Origin of the sequence: Burkholderia crassaminum, assembly GCF_964265005.1 — a bacterium.
Taxonomy (GTDB): domain Bacteria; phylum Pseudomonadota; class Gammaproteobacteria; order Burkholderiales; family Burkholderiaceae; genus Burkholderia.
This window is the reverse complement of sequence record NZ_OZ183800.1, coordinates 2,941,130-2,954,284: the sequence shown is the minus strand read 5'-3', so window position 1 is coordinate 2,954,284 and position 13,155 is coordinate 2,941,130. Positions and strand designations below refer to the sequence as shown.

Below are 13,155 nucleotides of genomic sequence, written 5' to 3'. Positions count from 1 at the left end.
CGGACGAACAGGAAAGAAACCCTCATGGCCGAACTATTGCTGGTCAATGTCGAAGAACACGCACGCGACGACGAGGTCGGTGCGTTCCTGACGCGGCATGGATTCCCGCTGTTCGATGCGATCGAGCGCGTGCCGGCCGGGATCGGCAACCCCATCGCGCTGCTCCGGTTCAACACGCTGTCGTCGGTGGCGCTCTACACGCTGCGCGCGCGGATCGATCACATCTCGTGGCGGGGCCGCTCGATTCGTGCGCATATCCTGCCGGACCGGAAGGACTGAATCGCTTCGTGCAGCTGCGTGGTTCGAGTGGTGAATGCGGGCCGGCTGTCGTGCGGCCTGCGTTCGTTGGTGGGGCGCGGCGGTTTCACGCATCCACGCTGTTTCCGGTCTGCGTCTGGTAATGCAGCCGCGACGATATGCGCGGCCTTCTTGCCTTCTTGCCTTCCAGCCTTCCAGCGTTCGAGCCTTCCAGCCTTCCTGCATGACGCTTGCGCGTCGGAGTCAGCGCTTAGATGATCCGGCATGTACCGTGTACGCCCCTCAGCCACGTGAGAAGTGTCATCGCGGCATAGACACACAGCAGCGCAATCAAAAACCGACGCCACGTTACCTTGAAGCGCTGAAACCGCCGGATGGCCGCGGCGAGCGCGATGCAGGCTACCAGTCCGACCGGCAAGACATTCCCGTAGTCCCTGAAGGCGGCAAAAACGAAAGCCGCCGTGAACATCATGACCCAGACCACGGCACCGCCAAGGGTATCGCAGTAGGCGGTGGAGTATCCGGAGAACCACGCGAACAACAACGCAGCAAGTCCGAACACGGTCAGGATGGTCGCGAGCCAGAGCGGCGGTCGCTTCGAGCCCGCCTGTTGTACGGGAGCGTTTTGTTCGTTGGTATCGGTCAAGTCGGTCACCTGCAATCGAGTGGGTTGTCTGGGCAAGCGGCGTAGTATCGCCGCGTTTCAGTGCCGAAGCGAGAGGCCGTGCAGGGCCACGCAACCGCCGAGGCATGTCGGCGCGTGGCACGCGGCCCGCTGCGAACCCGCATTTCCCGCCCGATTTTTGAATCGTCGTGTGTCGTGTTCGCACACAGATACGTTGGGATACAAAGCCTCCGGAGGGCTCGGGTATAAAACCGGTGAAGCGATTCACACGGCGGCGCGGTGCCATGCGCCGCCGCTGCGAACGGTGATACCCGTCTGCCCGCACGTGCCGCGGGCCCCTTCCTTAGCGATCGACACTGGAGAACGAGTCATGCCTGAAACCGTGAACACCCGCCGCCGCCTGATCCTGGGTACGACGCTGGCGAGCCTGAGCCTCGCCGACCTCGGATTCAGCGCCCTGGCGCACGCGCAGTCGGCACCCGATGCAACGCCTGCGAAGCGCACGGCCGGCGTTGCGTCGCTGGGCACGATCCACCAGATCGACGCGGGTGTGCTCAACGTCGGGTATGCGGACCTCGGGCCGAAGGACGGCCCCGTCGTGTTCCTGCTGCACGGCTGGCCGTACGACATCTACAGCTATGCGGAAGTCGCGCCGCTGCTCGTCTCGGCCGGTTATCGCGTGATCGTGCCTTACCTGCGCGGCTACGGATCGACGACGTTCCGCTCGGCCGACACGGTGCGCAACGGTCAGCAGGCCGTGACGGCCGTCGACATCGTCGCGCTGATGGATGCGCTGAAGATCGACCGCGCGGTATTCGGCGGCTACGACTGGGGGGCGCGCACGGCCGACATCATCGCGGCGCTGTGGCCGCAGCGCGTGAAGGCGCTGGTATCGGTGAGCGGCTACCTGATCGGCAGCCAGGAGGCGAACCGCAAGCCGCTGCCGCCGCAGGCCGAATTCCAGTGGTGGTACCAGTTCTACTTCACGACCGAGCGTGGCGCGCTGGGCTATGCGACGAACCGCGATGCGTTCAACAAGCTGATCTGGCAGCTCGCATCGCCGAAATGGCAATTCTCCGACGAAACCTACGCGCGCACGGCCGCGTCGTTCCAGAACCCCGATCACGTAGCCGTCGTGATCCACAACTATCGCTGGCGTCTCGGGCTCGCGAAGGGCGAGGCGCAATACGACGACATCGAGCGGCGCCTTGCGGCCGGCCCGGCGATTTCCGTGCCGACGATCACGATGGAGGGCGACGCGAACGGCGCGCCGCATCCGGAACCGGCCGCGTACGCGAAGAAGTTTACGGGCAAGTACCAGCACCGGACGATCACCGGAGGGATCGGCCACAACCTGCCGCAGGAAGCGCCGCAGGCGTTCGCGGACGCGATCCTGCAAGTGGAGCACCAGTGATGCGGGCACGCATGGGTAGGGTGCGTCGCGGCGCGTGTCGTGGGTGCGTCGCGGGCGTGCTGCTGGCCGGTGCGTTGTCGGCGAGCAGCACGCCCGCATTTGCGGAGCAGCCGAAGCCTGCCACTGCCGCCGCGTCCGCCGCGTCGCCGATCTACGGTGTGACGATCCCGCCCGGTTACCGGAAGTGGGAAATGGTCGCGCCGGCCGAGGAGGCCGCGCCGCTCGACGAGCTGCGCGTGGTGCTCGGCAACCCCGTCGCGATCCGGGCGCTCGAACAGGCGACGCTGCCGTTTCCGGACGGCACGATCCTGGTGAAGCTCGCGTACAAGCGCAAGCAGTCCGACGAGCTCCCGACGGCGACGGTGCCGGGCCAGGCGACGACCGTGCAGGTGATGGTGAAGGACTCGCGCCGCTATGCGTCGACGGGCGGCTGGGGCTTCGGGCGTTTCATCAACGGCGTGCCAGCCGATATCGGTCAGCATCAGACGTGCTTTGCATGCCACCAGGCGCGGGTGAAGAACCACGACTACGTGTTCACGCGGCTTGCGCCGTAACGTACCCGGTTCGATGTGTTCGATGTGTTCGATTGAAAAGGCGTGCCGCGCGTGGCACGCCTTTTTTCATGGTGGGTGTGGTTTCGGGGAGCAGGTCGGCAGACCGGGCTGTGAACGATGCGGTAGCCGGGTTTGTATCGCACTGTATCTGCGGCCGTTCCTGAAAAACTGGCATGCAGAAAGCACCGGTTTCGGAAACATCGCAGATACGTGCGCGGGTTCTACTGTCGACATGCAGGACACGTTCGATGCCAGACGATCTGGATCGGATGCCGAATGATCGGCCGACCTGCTTCCTTCCAGGAGAACCCTCATGAAAGCCGCTCGAATCCTCGTCGTTGCCGTCCTCGCCGCCATCCCCGCCTTGTCGTTTGCCGATACCGGCCACGGCCTCACGCGTGCCGACGTGCGCGCCGAACTCGTCCGTCTGGAACAGGCCGGCTACAACCCGGCACGCAGCGAGCCGCATTACCCGGAAGACATTGCCGCCGCGCTGCAGGTCGCGCGTTCCGACCAGAACGGCCCGTCGAAGTCGCAAGACGACAACGTGGCCGACGCATCGACGCCCGCCGCCCATCACGGTGCAGCGCAAGCGCACACCACGCCGAACGCTTACGACGACCTGTACGCGCATTCGTGATCCGGTGCCGCGCCTGCCGCGTGTGCGGGCGCAGCCGTTACCGCAGCACTTTCAAACAACACAACAAAGCAAGGAGCAACACGATGGCCGGTTCGATGAAACGCGTTCTGGTGTCCGCCGCAGTGATCGGTGGGCTGTTCGGTGCGGTCGCGGTGCAGGCTGCGCCGAAGGACGACCTGAAGGGCACGAACGTCGTGCTCGTGCACGGCGCTTTCGCCGACGGGTCGAGCTGGAACCGCGTGATTCCGCTGCTCGAGGCGCGCGGGCTGCACGTGGTGTCGGTGCAGAATCCGTTGAGCTCGCTCGCCGACGATGCAGCCGCGACAAAGCGCACGATCGACGCGCAGCAGGGGCCGGTCGTGCTGGTCGGCCATTCGTGGGCCGGCGTCGTGATCAGCGATGCAGGCAACGACGACAAGGTGAAGTCGCTCGTGTACGTCGCCGCGTTCGCGCCCGACAACGGCCAGTCGATCGCGGACGTCACGCAAGGGCTGCCGGCACCCGCATGGGCCGGTGAGCTGCGCAAGGACGCGGGTGGTTTCGCCACGCTGTCGGACAAGGCGATCGCGCAGGATTTCGCGCCGGACCTGCCGCCCGCACAGCAGCGCGTCGTCGCGGCGACCCAGGGGCCGTGGTATGGCGGTTGCATTTCGGAGAAGGTCACGCAAGCCGCGTGGCATGTGAAGCCGTCGACGTTCGTCGTCGCGACGCAGGACCGGATGATCGATCCGACGCTGCAGGAAACGATGGCGAAGCGGATCGGCGCGACGGTCACGCGCGTGAACGGCAGCCATGTGTCGATGCTGAGCCAGCCGAAGGCCGTGGCCGATGCGATCATCGCGGCCGCGGAGCGCGCGAAGCAGGATACGCAGTAAGCGAGTGCCGCGCCGCTGGCGTGTGGCGATGCCGACACCAGCGGCGGCACCCGACCCTCATTGACGACAGTTCGTCGAACCAGGTCCGGCGAGGGTTTCCGGATCGCCGCAGTACAGCAGATGATAGTGCTGCGGATCGCTGTAGAGTGCGTGGAAACCCGTTTCGACGAACACGGATGCCAGGTTCCCGATCACCAGGGCCGCGAACAGCCAGACCGCGAGCCTGACGAACGGCGACTGCCTCGCTTCGCCGGGTCGCGCCGCACCGATCTGGATCTCCTGCAGGCGCGCCTGGAAGGCGAGCATCAGCACGCAATAGATGATGCTGGCGGTCAGCGCGAGATAGGACGCGGTGTACATGTGCATTCCCAGAATCGCACCGCCATACGGCGGCGTGCCGGGCAACACGTGCAGGAACATCTGCATCAACCCGATCAGGCTGCCGACCAGGGCGCCGACCGCGCTCAACGCATAGTTGGCGGGCGCAGGATCGCGGTTCCACACGTTCAACAGCAGTCCCGCGCCCACCAGCATGAACGCGATCCGCTGGAGATTGCAGAGCGAGCACGGCAGTTCACCATGCGCCAGCTGAAAATAGAACGCGACGAGCAGCACCGCATTGACGCCGTACAGTGCCAACAAATCGATCAGGCGATTGGCTTTCATTTTTTGACCTCTTACCAGGAGCCGTAGGTGGCGAACTGCGGAAGGTGATGCGATCCGTGATGGATGGCCCAAGCCGCAACCAGCAGCGTGGTCAACCACCAGGTCGCACCGGCTGCCCTGTTGCGCCCGAACAGGGACAACAGGAGCGCCACGGTGGCGGACAGGAATGGAATGAATCCGATGAACATGATCTACCTCGATTAATTTGAAATCGTCGCCAGGCAAGGTGCATGGAACAGGCCGCCGCGCATCATTCCCCGGCAGGTCCGCACGATCACGATGGCCCACAATCCGCCGAGCAACATCGCGAGCGCCGTGCCGAATACGGCGAAGCCGCCAAAACCGGTCACGTGGTACAGGCTCAGCGACGCGGCGGTATACACACCGAGCGGAAACGTGAAACCCCACCAGCCGAGATTGAACGGCAGTCCTTCGCGGCAATAGCGGATCGTGAAGAGCACCGCGCAGGCCAGCCACCAGAGACCGGCGCTCCAGAGCAGGAGCGCGCCGGCAATGCCGACGTCCCGCGCCAGCATCGCCACGCTGGCCAGCGGTGTCCCGGCGAACGCAGCGGGCGCGGCCTGACCGAGCGTCAGCAGACCGAGCGCGCCGGTACCGATCGGGCCGAGCGTCAGCCAGCTCGATGCGCCGAGGTCGCGGTGCGGCAACTTGTGGATGACGAGCCGGAAGAACACGATCGTCAGGATCGCGAATGCGAGCGGTACCGAGATCGCCCACAGCACGTACCCCGCGCCGATCAGCAGACGGGCCTGCGCGCCGACGAAATGCGGCGCGAGGGTGGCCGCGCCCGACGCCGCCACTTCCGGTGCCACGATCGGCAGCAGCAGGACCGCGGTCACGCGCTCGAACGCATGTCCCTGCTCGGTGAACATCATGAACGGCACGCCGATCGCGACGACGACCGACAGCAGCGCATCGACGCACCACAACGTGTACGCGAGCGCATTGGCCTCGGCATGCCCGCCCGCGAACAGGACGATGCCGTTGATGATCGGCACGAGGCCCATCGGCACCGCGCCGAGAAACATCGACTGGACCGGGTGGTGCAGCAGCGGCCGGATCGTTTCGGGAAACCGGACCGCGCGGCCGATCAACATCGCCGAAAACGCGAGATACAGCACGATGTCGATGGCCCACAACGCCGACGCCAGCGCATGCTGTCCGCCGAATTGCACGGGCAGGGCGACGAGCACCAGCGATACGATGCCGTTGCCCATCGTCACCGCGAACCAGTTCGGCGTGAATTGCCTGATGCTCCCGGACAGGCCACGCGGCGCGTGTGCCGTCAAATTCATCTTGCTCATGGGATGCTCCCGTGTCGAGAAACCGTATGACTGGATTCTAGGGAGCGGCTTTGTATAATAAAAATACATCGTTTCGATACTTCATATATCACCGTTATATATGTCGATGAACTTCACCCACCTGGCCGCGTTCTACGCGGTCGTCGAAACCGGCAGTGTCACGGCGGCGTCGGAACGGCTGCACGTCAGTCAGCCCGCGCTGACACGCGAGATTCGGGAGCTCGAGGAACGGCTGGGCGCGACGCTGTTCGACCGCATGCCGCGCGGCATGCGGCCCACCGAAGCGGGCAGGCTCCTTGCGGAATACGCCGCGCAGATTTTTTCGCTGGCCGATCTGGCGGAGGCGGCGGTCGGGGAGTTCGCCGGCCTCGCGAGAGGTCAGCTGGGCATCGGTTCGAGCAGGACGATCGGCGTCTATCTGCTACCGGCCGTGCTGAATGAATTCCGCACGCGCTATCCGGGCATCACGGTCGATCTCAGGATTTCGAACAGCGAGGACATCGAGAACGCCGTCCTCGCAAGCGAATGCCAGATCGGCATGATCGAAGGGCCTTACGACACCACGGCATTCGATGCCGCCGTCATCGGCCGGGACGCACTGATCGCGGTCACTGCACCGGCTCACCCGCTGGCCCGCAAACGTCAACTCACCGCCGATGCAATCGGACAAGCGGAGCTGGTCATGCGCGAACCCGGTTCGGGAACGCGAACGGTCGTCGAGCAAGCCTATGCGCAGCGGGGTTTGACGTTGGCGCCGAAGCTCTCGGTCGGCAGCGCCGAAGCGATCAAGCAGCTGCTGCGGCTCGGCAATGCGATCGCGTGGGTGTCGCGAAGCACCGTGATCGAAGAACTCTCGTCCGGCGTGCTCGTACAACTGCCCGTCAAGGACCTCAAGATCGAGCGCAATCTCTCGATGATCTGGCGAAAGGGCGGGAGTTTGAGTCCGAGCGCGCGCGCGTTTCGCGAGCTCGCCACCGGCTCGTTCAAGCGCGCACGTTGACCGTTGGTCGCCGCGCCCGAGTCGAGTCGCTACGCATGTAGCGTTCCGACTCGGCGTATCGCGGCGCGTGGCGCCCGCGCCCAGTGTCAACGACCGGCCTGGACCGTGCCGTGCTGCTGCGCGGCGGCCTGCGCCGCGACCCTCGCTTCGGCCGCCTGGATGTCGTCCGGATAGTGCGGATCGTCGCCTGCCGCGGGCTGGTAGCCTGCCTGCTCGAGGCGCACCAGGTCGGCAATCACATCGGCACGGGTCAAGGGCGTCGAGGTCGTTTGCGCGAAGCCCGCGGTGGCACTGGTCAGCGTGGCGGCAGCCAGCGCGAAAGCAATGAGCGATTTCATGTTCTTCTCCTGAGAGCGTAAGGAATGGACGCCCATGTAAACGGGCGCCGCGATCGCAGGCGGAGCGACCATCGTGAATGAAACGCCGGCAGAGAGCCGGAATTTTACGTCGGTATCCTCAATAAAATAAGGTGATGAGCGAACCGTACGGAATCCGTCGCGGGTGCGGAGATCGAACCGTTGACGCGTTGATCGCTTCGCCTGTCTGGAACCCCGTCAATCGTGCCGACGGGGCAAGGTCGATATCCTGGGGCCGGGGCTCGTAGATGAAAAATATATCGTTGGTATGAATTCGATGTGTTCCTGATATAGGAACGCCGATGCGAGCCATGCGTTCGGCTTGGGCTTCCATCACGACGAGCCGTCCGGCGCGTCGACAGGCTTCCACCTGTTCCAGCCTTTCGCGTCGGGGTATCGGCACCTGGCGCGCGCCTCGTTGTACCCGGCCCCCCTTCCTGACTCCCGCGCGATCGTTTCCATGCCGGGCTGTCGCGCGACGAATTGCACCAATCCACCCGATAGCGCACAACCGCGATAGCAATTCATCCGGTGCTGATTAGGAAATGAATTTTTATTGGTTCTGCGTCCCGGCAGGCACTCGCATAGTGGTGCTGACGGCTATAGACAGCACCCAAGCTGCAACGGCCGCATTCCCGGTGTCTTTGATCATACGAATCAGCGAAAACAAGGAAGTGTCATGACGGTTGCATTGGAAGAACGAACCGCTGCGCAACAGGCGCTCGAAGACGCGCGCGCAACCGCTGCAGCGGCCGGCACGCCCTATGCGGGCGGCGTCGCGCCGGAAGCCGCGTGGGCGCTGTTCTCGTCCGGCGATGCGCTGCTGGTGGATGTCCGCACCGCCGAGGAGCGGAAATTCGTCGGCCACGTGCCGGAATCGCTGCACGTGCCGTGGGCGACCGGCACGAGCCTGACGCGCAACCCGCGCTTCGTGCGCGAACTGGAAGCGAAGACGGGCAAGGCGGCCGTCGTGCTGCTGTTGTGCCGTAGCGGCAACCGCTCGGCGCAGGCGGCCGAGGCCGCGACGAAGGGTGGCTTCACGCAGGTATTCAACGTGCTCGAAGGGTTCGAGGGCGACCTCGACGAACGGCAGCATCGCGGCGTCGGCAACGGCTGGCGCTTTCGCGGCCTGCCGTGGGCGCAGGACTGATTCACGGCCGAGACAGGGAGAAAGCAGCATGGCCGCATTCGACATCGACGACATCGTTCAATCGCTGCAGACGGTGCGCCGCGCATGGCGCGAGAAGCAGCGGCGCTCGCTCGAACCGGGCGGGCGCGACCTGCCGGCGCGCGAAGCGCTCGCGCAGATCATCGGCGCGCTGAAGGGCGTGCTGTTCCCGATGCGGCTCGGGCCGCCCGAGCTGCGCCAGGAGAGCGAGAACTTCCACGTGGCCCATGCGCTCGACGCGGCACTGAACGCGCTGCTCGCGCAGGTGAAGCTGGAATTGCGCTACGCGGCGCGGCAGCGCAATGCCGACGGGCCGGTCGATCATGTCGACGAGGTTGCGTCGACGGCCGTGCAGGCGTTTGCCGCGCGCCTGCCCGAGATCCGCCGGCTGCTCGACAGCGACGTGCTGGCCGCGTTCCACGGCGATCCGGCGGCCGGCAGCGTCGACGAGGTGCTGCTGTGCTATCCGGGCATCCTCGCGATGATCCACCACCGGCTCGCACACGAGCTGTACGGGCTCGGCCTGCCGCTGCTCGCGCGGATCATCGCCGAACAGGCGCACGCGGAGACGGGCATCGACATCCATCCGGGCGCGCGCATCGGCGCGGGCTTCTTCATCGACCACGGTACCGGCGTCGTGATCGGCGAGACGGCGATCATCGGCGAGCGCGTGCGCGTGTACCAGGCCGTCACGCTCGGTGCGAAGCGCTTTCCGCGCGATGCGGCCGGCCATCTGGAGAAAGGGCTCGCACGCCACCCGATTGTCGAGGACGACGTGGTGATCTATGCGGGCGCCACGATCCTCGGCCGCGTGACGATCGGGCGTGGCGCGGTGATCGGCGGCAACGTGTGGCTCACGCAGGACGTGCCGGCCGGCGCGAACATCACGCAGGCGGTGCTGCGCAGCGAAGCGAATGCCGCGCCGCGCGCGGCGGCGCGTGTCGCCTAGGAGGCGCGATGAGCGACCTCATCCATCACTTCGGCGCCAACGTGCGCAAGCTGCGCGAAGCGCGCACGTGGTCGCAGGAGCAACTGGCCGAGCACGCGGGGCTGAACCGTTCGTATGTCGGCGAGATCGAGCGCGGCGAGGCGATCGCGTCGATCGTCACGGCCGACAAGATCGCGCGCGCATTCGACGTGTCGATCTCGACGCTGCTGCCGGGCGCGTACGTCACCTGAGGTCGCCCGGTTTCGTTTCCCTTTCGGTTGCACGCGACGTGACGGCTATAGCATGTTGAGCCGGCAGGGGCGTGCTTCCGATAATCACCCAGCGTCATAAGCAATCCCGTTTTTCATCTTAAGAACCCGGAGCCCCACATGTCGACCGTTGCAAGCGGCACGGCCGCGCTGAGCGATCACGCCGCCCGCCAACTAGCGAACGCTACCAAGACCGTCCCCCAGCTTTCCACGATCACGCCGCGCTGGCTGACCCATCTGCTGCAATGGGTGCCGGTCGAGGCCGGCATCTATCGCCTGAACCAGGTGAAGAACCCGGAAGCCGTGCGTGCCGCGTGCACGCAGCTCGAGGACGAAAGCGTGCTGCCGCAGACCTTCGTGCCGTACGAGGAACAACCGCGCGAGTATTTCCTGAACGCGGTGAGCACGGTGCTCGACGTGCATACGCGGATCTCCGATCTTTACAGCAGTCCTCACGACCAGATCAAGGAACAGCTGCGCCTGACGATCGAGACGATCAAGGAGCTGCAGGAAAGCCAGCTGATCAACAACCCCGACTACGGGCTGCTCGCGAACGTGACCGACGAACAGCGGATCTTCCCGCTGACGGGCGCGCCGACGCCGGACGATCTCGACGAACTGCTGACCAAGGTGTGGAAGGAGCCTGCGTTCTTCCTCACGCACCCGCTCGCGATCGCCGCGTTCGGCCGCGAATGCACGCGGCGCGGTGTGCCGCCGCCGACGGTCAGCCTGTTCGGCTCGCAGTTCCTCACGTGGCGCGGCATTCCGCTGATCCCGTCGGACAAGGTGCCGGTCGCGGACGGCAAGACCAAGATCCTGCTGCTGCGCGTCGGCGACAAGCGCCAGGGTGTCGTCGGCCTCTATCAGCCGGGCGTCGCGGGCGAGCAGGGCCCGGGCCTGTCGGTGCGCTTCATGGGGATCAACAACCAGGCGATCGCGTCGTACCTGATCTCGCTGTATTGCTCGCTCGCGGTCCATTCGCCGGATGCGCTGGCTGTCCTCGATGACGTCGAAATCGCCAAGTTCCATGACTATCCCGACACCTACCGTTAATCCCGGCCTGGCCGGCGGCGACGCGCACGCGCTGCCGCACGCGCCGTTGCCGGCAGGGTTGCCCGACCCGGCAACGCTCGCACGGCTCGCGTCCGAGTTCTTCGCGACGCCGCCCGGGCAGGCCACCGCGCCCGGGTTGTCGGCGGGCAGCGGTGCGGTCGGCGGCGTGCCGTCTGCCTTGCCGGCCGCCGCGCCGATCCTGGCGTCGGTGAGCAATCCGGTCCCGGGCGGCTCGCCGCTCGCGGGGCCGGGCGGTGCGGGCACCGGCGTGCCCGGTCTCGCGCTCCCGCAAGGGAAAGTGCCCGGCGCGAACCTCGCGCCGTCCGCGCCGACCCACGTGCTGTCGCTCGGCAACCGCGCACCGGCGCTTGCGCCGCATGCGGCCGCGCAGAACGGGCTGCCCGACAACGCCGTGTCGATCGCACCCGCGCTCGAACCGCGCGTCGGCGGCGCGGCGCTCGGTGTGCCGCAGGTGAATGCGCCGGCGCCGGAAGGTGCGGCGAAGGCCTCGCCGTACTACTTCACCGACGGTTCGCTGCAGGGCTGGCAGGCGACACCGCAGGACATCGTCGTGCCGTCCAACGGTCTCGCGTCGCCGGAAGCGTTCGGGCTGCCGGGCGACGATGCGCTGCGCGAACTGCTCGCCGTGCATCGCGACGTGCCGGTGTCGCGTGCATCGGGCTCGGACGTGCCGCGTTACTTCATCGACGATACGCACGCAGCCGAACCGCAAGGTCAGTTGCATCGCGGCGCACATCCGCCGTTCGACGTGAACGCGATCCGCCGCGATTTCCCGATCCTGCAGGAGCGCGTGAACGGCAAGCAGCTCGTGTGGTTCGACAACGCGGCGACGACGCACAAGCCGCAGGCCGTGATCGACCGTCTCGCCTACTTCTACGCACACGAGAACTCGAACATTCACCGCGCGGCACATGCGTTGGCCGGCCGCGCGACGGATGCGTACGAGCATGCGCGGGAAACGGTGCAGCGCTTCATCGGCGCATCGTCGCCGGATGAGATCGTGTTCGTGCGCGGCACGACCGAGGCGATCAACCTGATCGCGAAGTCGTGGGGCGTACAGAACGTCGGTGAAGGCGACGAGATCATCGTGTCAAACCTCGAGCATCACGCGAACATCGTGCCGTGGCAGCAGCTTGCCGCGCAGAAAGGCGCGAAGCTGCGCGTGATTCCGGTCGACGATTCGGGGCAGGTGCTGCTCGACGAATACCGGAAGCTGCTCAACGACCGCACGAAGATCGTGTCCGTCACGCAGGTGTCGAACGCGCTCGGCACGGTCGTGCCGGTGAAGGAGATCGTCGACCTTGCGCATCGCGCGGGCGCGAAGGCGCTCGTCGACGGCGCACAGTCGATTTCGCACATGCGCGTGGACGTGCAGGCGCTCGATGCGGATTTCTTCGTGTTCTCCGGGCACAAGATCTACGGGCCGACCGGGATCGGCGTCGTGTACGGCAAGCGCGCGATCCTCGACGACATGCCGCCCTGGCAGGGCGGCGGCAACATGATCGCGGACGTGACGTTCGAGCGCACCGTGTTTCAGCCGCCGCCCAATCGCTTCGAGGCCGGCACCGGCAACATTGCCGATGCGGTGGGGCTGGGCGCCGCGCTCGACTACGTGAGCCGGGTCGGCATCGAGAACATCGCGCGCTACGAGCACGACCTGCTCGCGTATGCAACGAGCGTGCTCGCGCCGGTGCCGGGCGTGCGCCTGGTCGGCACCGCGCGCGACAAGGCGAGCGTGCTGTCGTTCGTGCTGAAGGGCTATGAGACCGAGGAAGTCGGGCAGGCGCTGAACGAAGAGGGCATCGCGGTGCGCTCGGGGCATCACTGCGCACAGCCGATCCTGCGGCGTTTCGGGCTCGAGGCAACGGTGCGGCCGTCGCTCGCGTTCTACAACACGTGCGACGAGGTCGATGCGCTGGTGAGCGTCGTGCGGCGGCTGGCGACGCGTCGTTGATGTTGCATGCTTGCGGCGGCCTTTTCGGGTCGCCGCAAGCGCTTTCCTG

16 protein-coding genes are annotated in these 13,155 nt (G+C 66.0%); 11 read left to right on the top strand and 5 right to left on the bottom strand.

Going from position 1 to position 13,155, the window contains the following annotated elements; genetic code table 11:
* Positions 1 to 24: 24 nt before the first annotated feature.
* Positions 25 to 279, top strand: a complete 255-nt coding sequence (locus ACPTTF_RS30290) for an RNA-binding protein (protein ID WP_166954888.1) — start codon at positions 25 to 27, stop codon at positions 277 to 279.
* Between the two features lie 229 nt (positions 280 to 508).
* Here ACPTTF_RS30290 and ACPTTF_RS30285 read toward each other — a convergent pair whose 3' ends face one another.
* Positions 509 to 904: a hypothetical protein gene (locus ACPTTF_RS30285; protein WP_423369388.1), complete on the bottom strand. Its 396-nt coding sequence runs from the start codon at positions 902 to 904 to the stop codon at positions 509 to 511.
* Between the two features lie 349 nt (positions 905 to 1,253).
* On the opposite strand from ACPTTF_RS30285, the gene ACPTTF_RS30280 reads away from it, so the two are divergent.
* From ACPTTF_RS30280 to ACPTTF_RS30265, 4 genes are all read left to right on the top strand, one after another.
* Positions 1,254 to 2,297: an alpha/beta fold hydrolase gene (locus ACPTTF_RS30280; protein WP_423369387.1), complete on the top strand. Its 1,044-nt coding sequence runs from the start codon at positions 1,254 to 1,256 to the stop codon at positions 2,295 to 2,297.
* Positions 2,297 to 2,851, top strand: a complete 555-nt coding sequence (locus ACPTTF_RS30275; protein ID WP_423369386.1) for a cytochrome P460 family protein — start codon at positions 2,297 to 2,299, stop codon at positions 2,849 to 2,851. The genes ACPTTF_RS30280 and ACPTTF_RS30275 overlap by 1 nt, the downstream gene beginning before the upstream one ends.
* Positions 2,852 to 3,164: 313 nt before the next feature.
* Positions 3,165 to 3,491, top strand: a complete 327-nt coding sequence (locus ACPTTF_RS30270; RefSeq protein WP_423369385.1) for a DUF4148 domain-containing protein — start codon at positions 3,165 to 3,167, stop codon at positions 3,489 to 3,491.
* An 83-nt stretch (positions 3,492 to 3,574) separates the two neighbouring features.
* The gene (locus ACPTTF_RS30265; RefSeq protein WP_423369384.1) at positions 3,575 to 4,366 is read left to right on the top strand and encodes an alpha/beta fold hydrolase; all 792 of its coding nucleotides are present in this window, start codon (positions 3,575 to 3,577) and stop codon (positions 4,364 to 4,366) included.
* 57 nt (positions 4,367 to 4,423) lie between these two features.
* On the opposite strand, the gene ACPTTF_RS30260 is transcribed toward ACPTTF_RS30265, so the two are convergent.
* Genes ACPTTF_RS30260 through ACPTTF_RS30250 form a run of 3 tightly spaced genes read right to left on the bottom strand, consistent with a single transcriptional unit; the run spans position 4,424 to position 6,357 of the window.
* On the bottom strand, positions 4,424 to 5,032 hold the full coding sequence (locus ACPTTF_RS30260; RefSeq protein WP_423369383.1) for a disulfide bond formation protein B: 609 nt from the start codon (positions 5,030 to 5,032) through the stop codon (positions 4,424 to 4,426).
* A gap of 11 nt (positions 5,033 to 5,043) precedes the next feature.
* Positions 5,044 to 5,220 carry a DUF5993 family protein gene (locus ACPTTF_RS30255; protein ID WP_423369382.1) on the bottom strand — a complete coding sequence of 59 codons (177 nt, stop codon included), beginning with the start codon at positions 5,218 to 5,220 and terminating at the stop codon, positions 5,044 to 5,046.
* Positions 5,221 to 5,232: 12 nt separating this feature from the next.
* A complete protein-coding gene (locus tag ACPTTF_RS30250) occupies positions 5,233 to 6,357 on the bottom strand; it encodes a TDT family transporter (protein WP_423369911.1) in 1,125 nt (374 codons plus the stop codon).
* A gap of 106 nt (positions 6,358 to 6,463) precedes the next feature.
* Here ACPTTF_RS30250 and ACPTTF_RS30245 point away from each other — a divergent pair, with 106 nt between their 5' ends.
* Complete coding sequence (locus tag ACPTTF_RS30245) at positions 6,464 to 7,357, top strand: LysR family transcriptional regulator (RefSeq protein WP_423369381.1); 894 nt, start codon at positions 6,464 to 6,466, stop codon at positions 7,355 to 7,357.
* A gap of 86 nt (positions 7,358 to 7,443) precedes the next feature.
* Here the strand turns inward: ACPTTF_RS30245 and ACPTTF_RS30240 are convergent, their stop codons facing one another.
* Positions 7,444 to 7,695, bottom strand: coding sequence for a DUF4148 domain-containing protein (locus ACPTTF_RS30240; protein ID WP_423369380.1), 252 nt, complete (start codon positions 7,693 to 7,695; stop codon positions 7,444 to 7,446).
* A gap of 697 nt (positions 7,696 to 8,392) precedes the next feature.
* On the opposite strand from ACPTTF_RS30240, the gene ACPTTF_RS30235 reads away from it, so the two are divergent.
* From ACPTTF_RS30235 to ACPTTF_RS30215, 5 genes are all read left to right on the top strand, one after another.
* Entirely contained in the window at positions 8,393 to 8,863 is a 471-nt protein-coding gene (locus ACPTTF_RS30235; protein ID WP_166954869.1) for a rhodanese-like domain-containing protein, read from the top strand.
* Between the two features lie 28 nt (positions 8,864 to 8,891).
* The gene (gene epsC / locus ACPTTF_RS30230) at positions 8,892 to 9,830 is read left to right on the top strand and encodes a serine O-acetyltransferase EpsC (protein ID WP_166954867.1); all 939 of its coding nucleotides are present in this window, start codon (positions 8,892 to 8,894) and stop codon (positions 9,828 to 9,830) included.
* Between the two features lie 8 nt (positions 9,831 to 9,838).
* Entirely contained in the window at positions 9,839 to 10,060 is a 222-nt protein-coding gene (locus tag ACPTTF_RS30225) for a helix-turn-helix domain-containing protein (RefSeq protein ID WP_011356215.1), read from the top strand.
* A 138-nt stretch (positions 10,061 to 10,198) separates the two neighbouring features.
* A complete protein-coding gene (locus ACPTTF_RS30220; protein ID WP_006479760.1) occupies positions 10,199 to 11,131 on the top strand; it encodes a family 2A encapsulin nanocompartment shell protein in 933 nt (310 codons plus the stop codon).
* Positions 11,106 to 13,106: a family 2A encapsulin nanocompartment cargo protein cysteine desulfurase gene (locus tag ACPTTF_RS30215; RefSeq protein WP_423369379.1), complete on the top strand. Its 2,001-nt coding sequence runs from the start codon at positions 11,106 to 11,108 to the stop codon at positions 13,104 to 13,106. The genes ACPTTF_RS30220 and ACPTTF_RS30215 overlap by 26 nt, the downstream gene beginning before the upstream one ends.
* Positions 13,107 to 13,155 lie beyond the last annotated feature (49 nt).

Bases quoted from the DNA above. Each gene is read 5' to 3' on its own strand.
- ACPTTF_RS30260 (WP_423369383.1), bottom strand. From the start codon at position 5,032: ATGAAAGCCAATCGCCTGATCGATTTGTTGGCACTGTACGGCGTCAAT.
- ACPTTF_RS30245 (WP_423369381.1), top strand. From the start codon at position 6,464: ATGAACTTCACCCACCTGGCCGCGTTCTACGCGGTCGTCGAAACCGGC.
- ACPTTF_RS30265 (WP_423369384.1), top strand. From the start codon at position 3,575: ATGGCCGGTTCGATGAAACGCGTTCTGGTGTCCGCCGCAGTGATCGGT.
- ACPTTF_RS30255 (WP_423369382.1), bottom strand. From the start codon at position 5,220: ATGTTCATCGGATTCATTCCATTCCTGTCCGCCACCGTGGCGCTCCTG.
- ACPTTF_RS30250 (WP_423369911.1), bottom strand. From the start codon at position 6,357: ATGAGCAAGATGAATTTGACGGCACACGCGCCGCGTGGCCTGTCCGGG.
- ACPTTF_RS30240 (WP_423369380.1), bottom strand. From the start codon at position 7,695: ATGAAATCGCTCATTGCTTTCGCGCTGGCTGCCGCCACGCTGACCAGT.
- ACPTTF_RS30220 (WP_006479760.1), top strand. From the start codon at position 10,199: ATGTCGACCGTTGCAAGCGGCACGGCCGCGCTGAGCGATCACGCCGCC.
- ACPTTF_RS30215 (WP_423369379.1), top strand. From the start codon at position 11,106: ATGACTATCCCGACACCTACCGTTAATCCCGGCCTGGCCGGCGGCGAC.
- ACPTTF_RS30275 (WP_423369386.1), top strand. From the start codon at position 2,297: ATGCGGGCACGCATGGGTAGGGTGCGTCGCGGCGCGTGTCGTGGGTGC.
- ACPTTF_RS30225 (WP_011356215.1), top strand. From the start codon at position 9,839: ATGAGCGACCTCATCCATCACTTCGGCGCCAACGTGCGCAAGCTGCGC.
- ACPTTF_RS30290 (WP_166954888.1), top strand. From the start codon at position 25: ATGGCCGAACTATTGCTGGTCAATGTCGAAGAACACGCACGCGACGAC.
- ACPTTF_RS30270 (WP_423369385.1), top strand. From the start codon at position 3,165: ATGAAAGCCGCTCGAATCCTCGTCGTTGCCGTCCTCGCCGCCATCCCC.
- epsC (WP_166954867.1), top strand. From the start codon at position 8,892: ATGGCCGCATTCGACATCGACGACATCGTTCAATCGCTGCAGACGGTG.
- ACPTTF_RS30280 (WP_423369387.1), top strand. From the start codon at position 1,254: ATGCCTGAAACCGTGAACACCCGCCGCCGCCTGATCCTGGGTACGACG.
- ACPTTF_RS30235 (WP_166954869.1), top strand. From the start codon at position 8,393: ATGACGGTTGCATTGGAAGAACGAACCGCTGCGCAACAGGCGCTCGAA.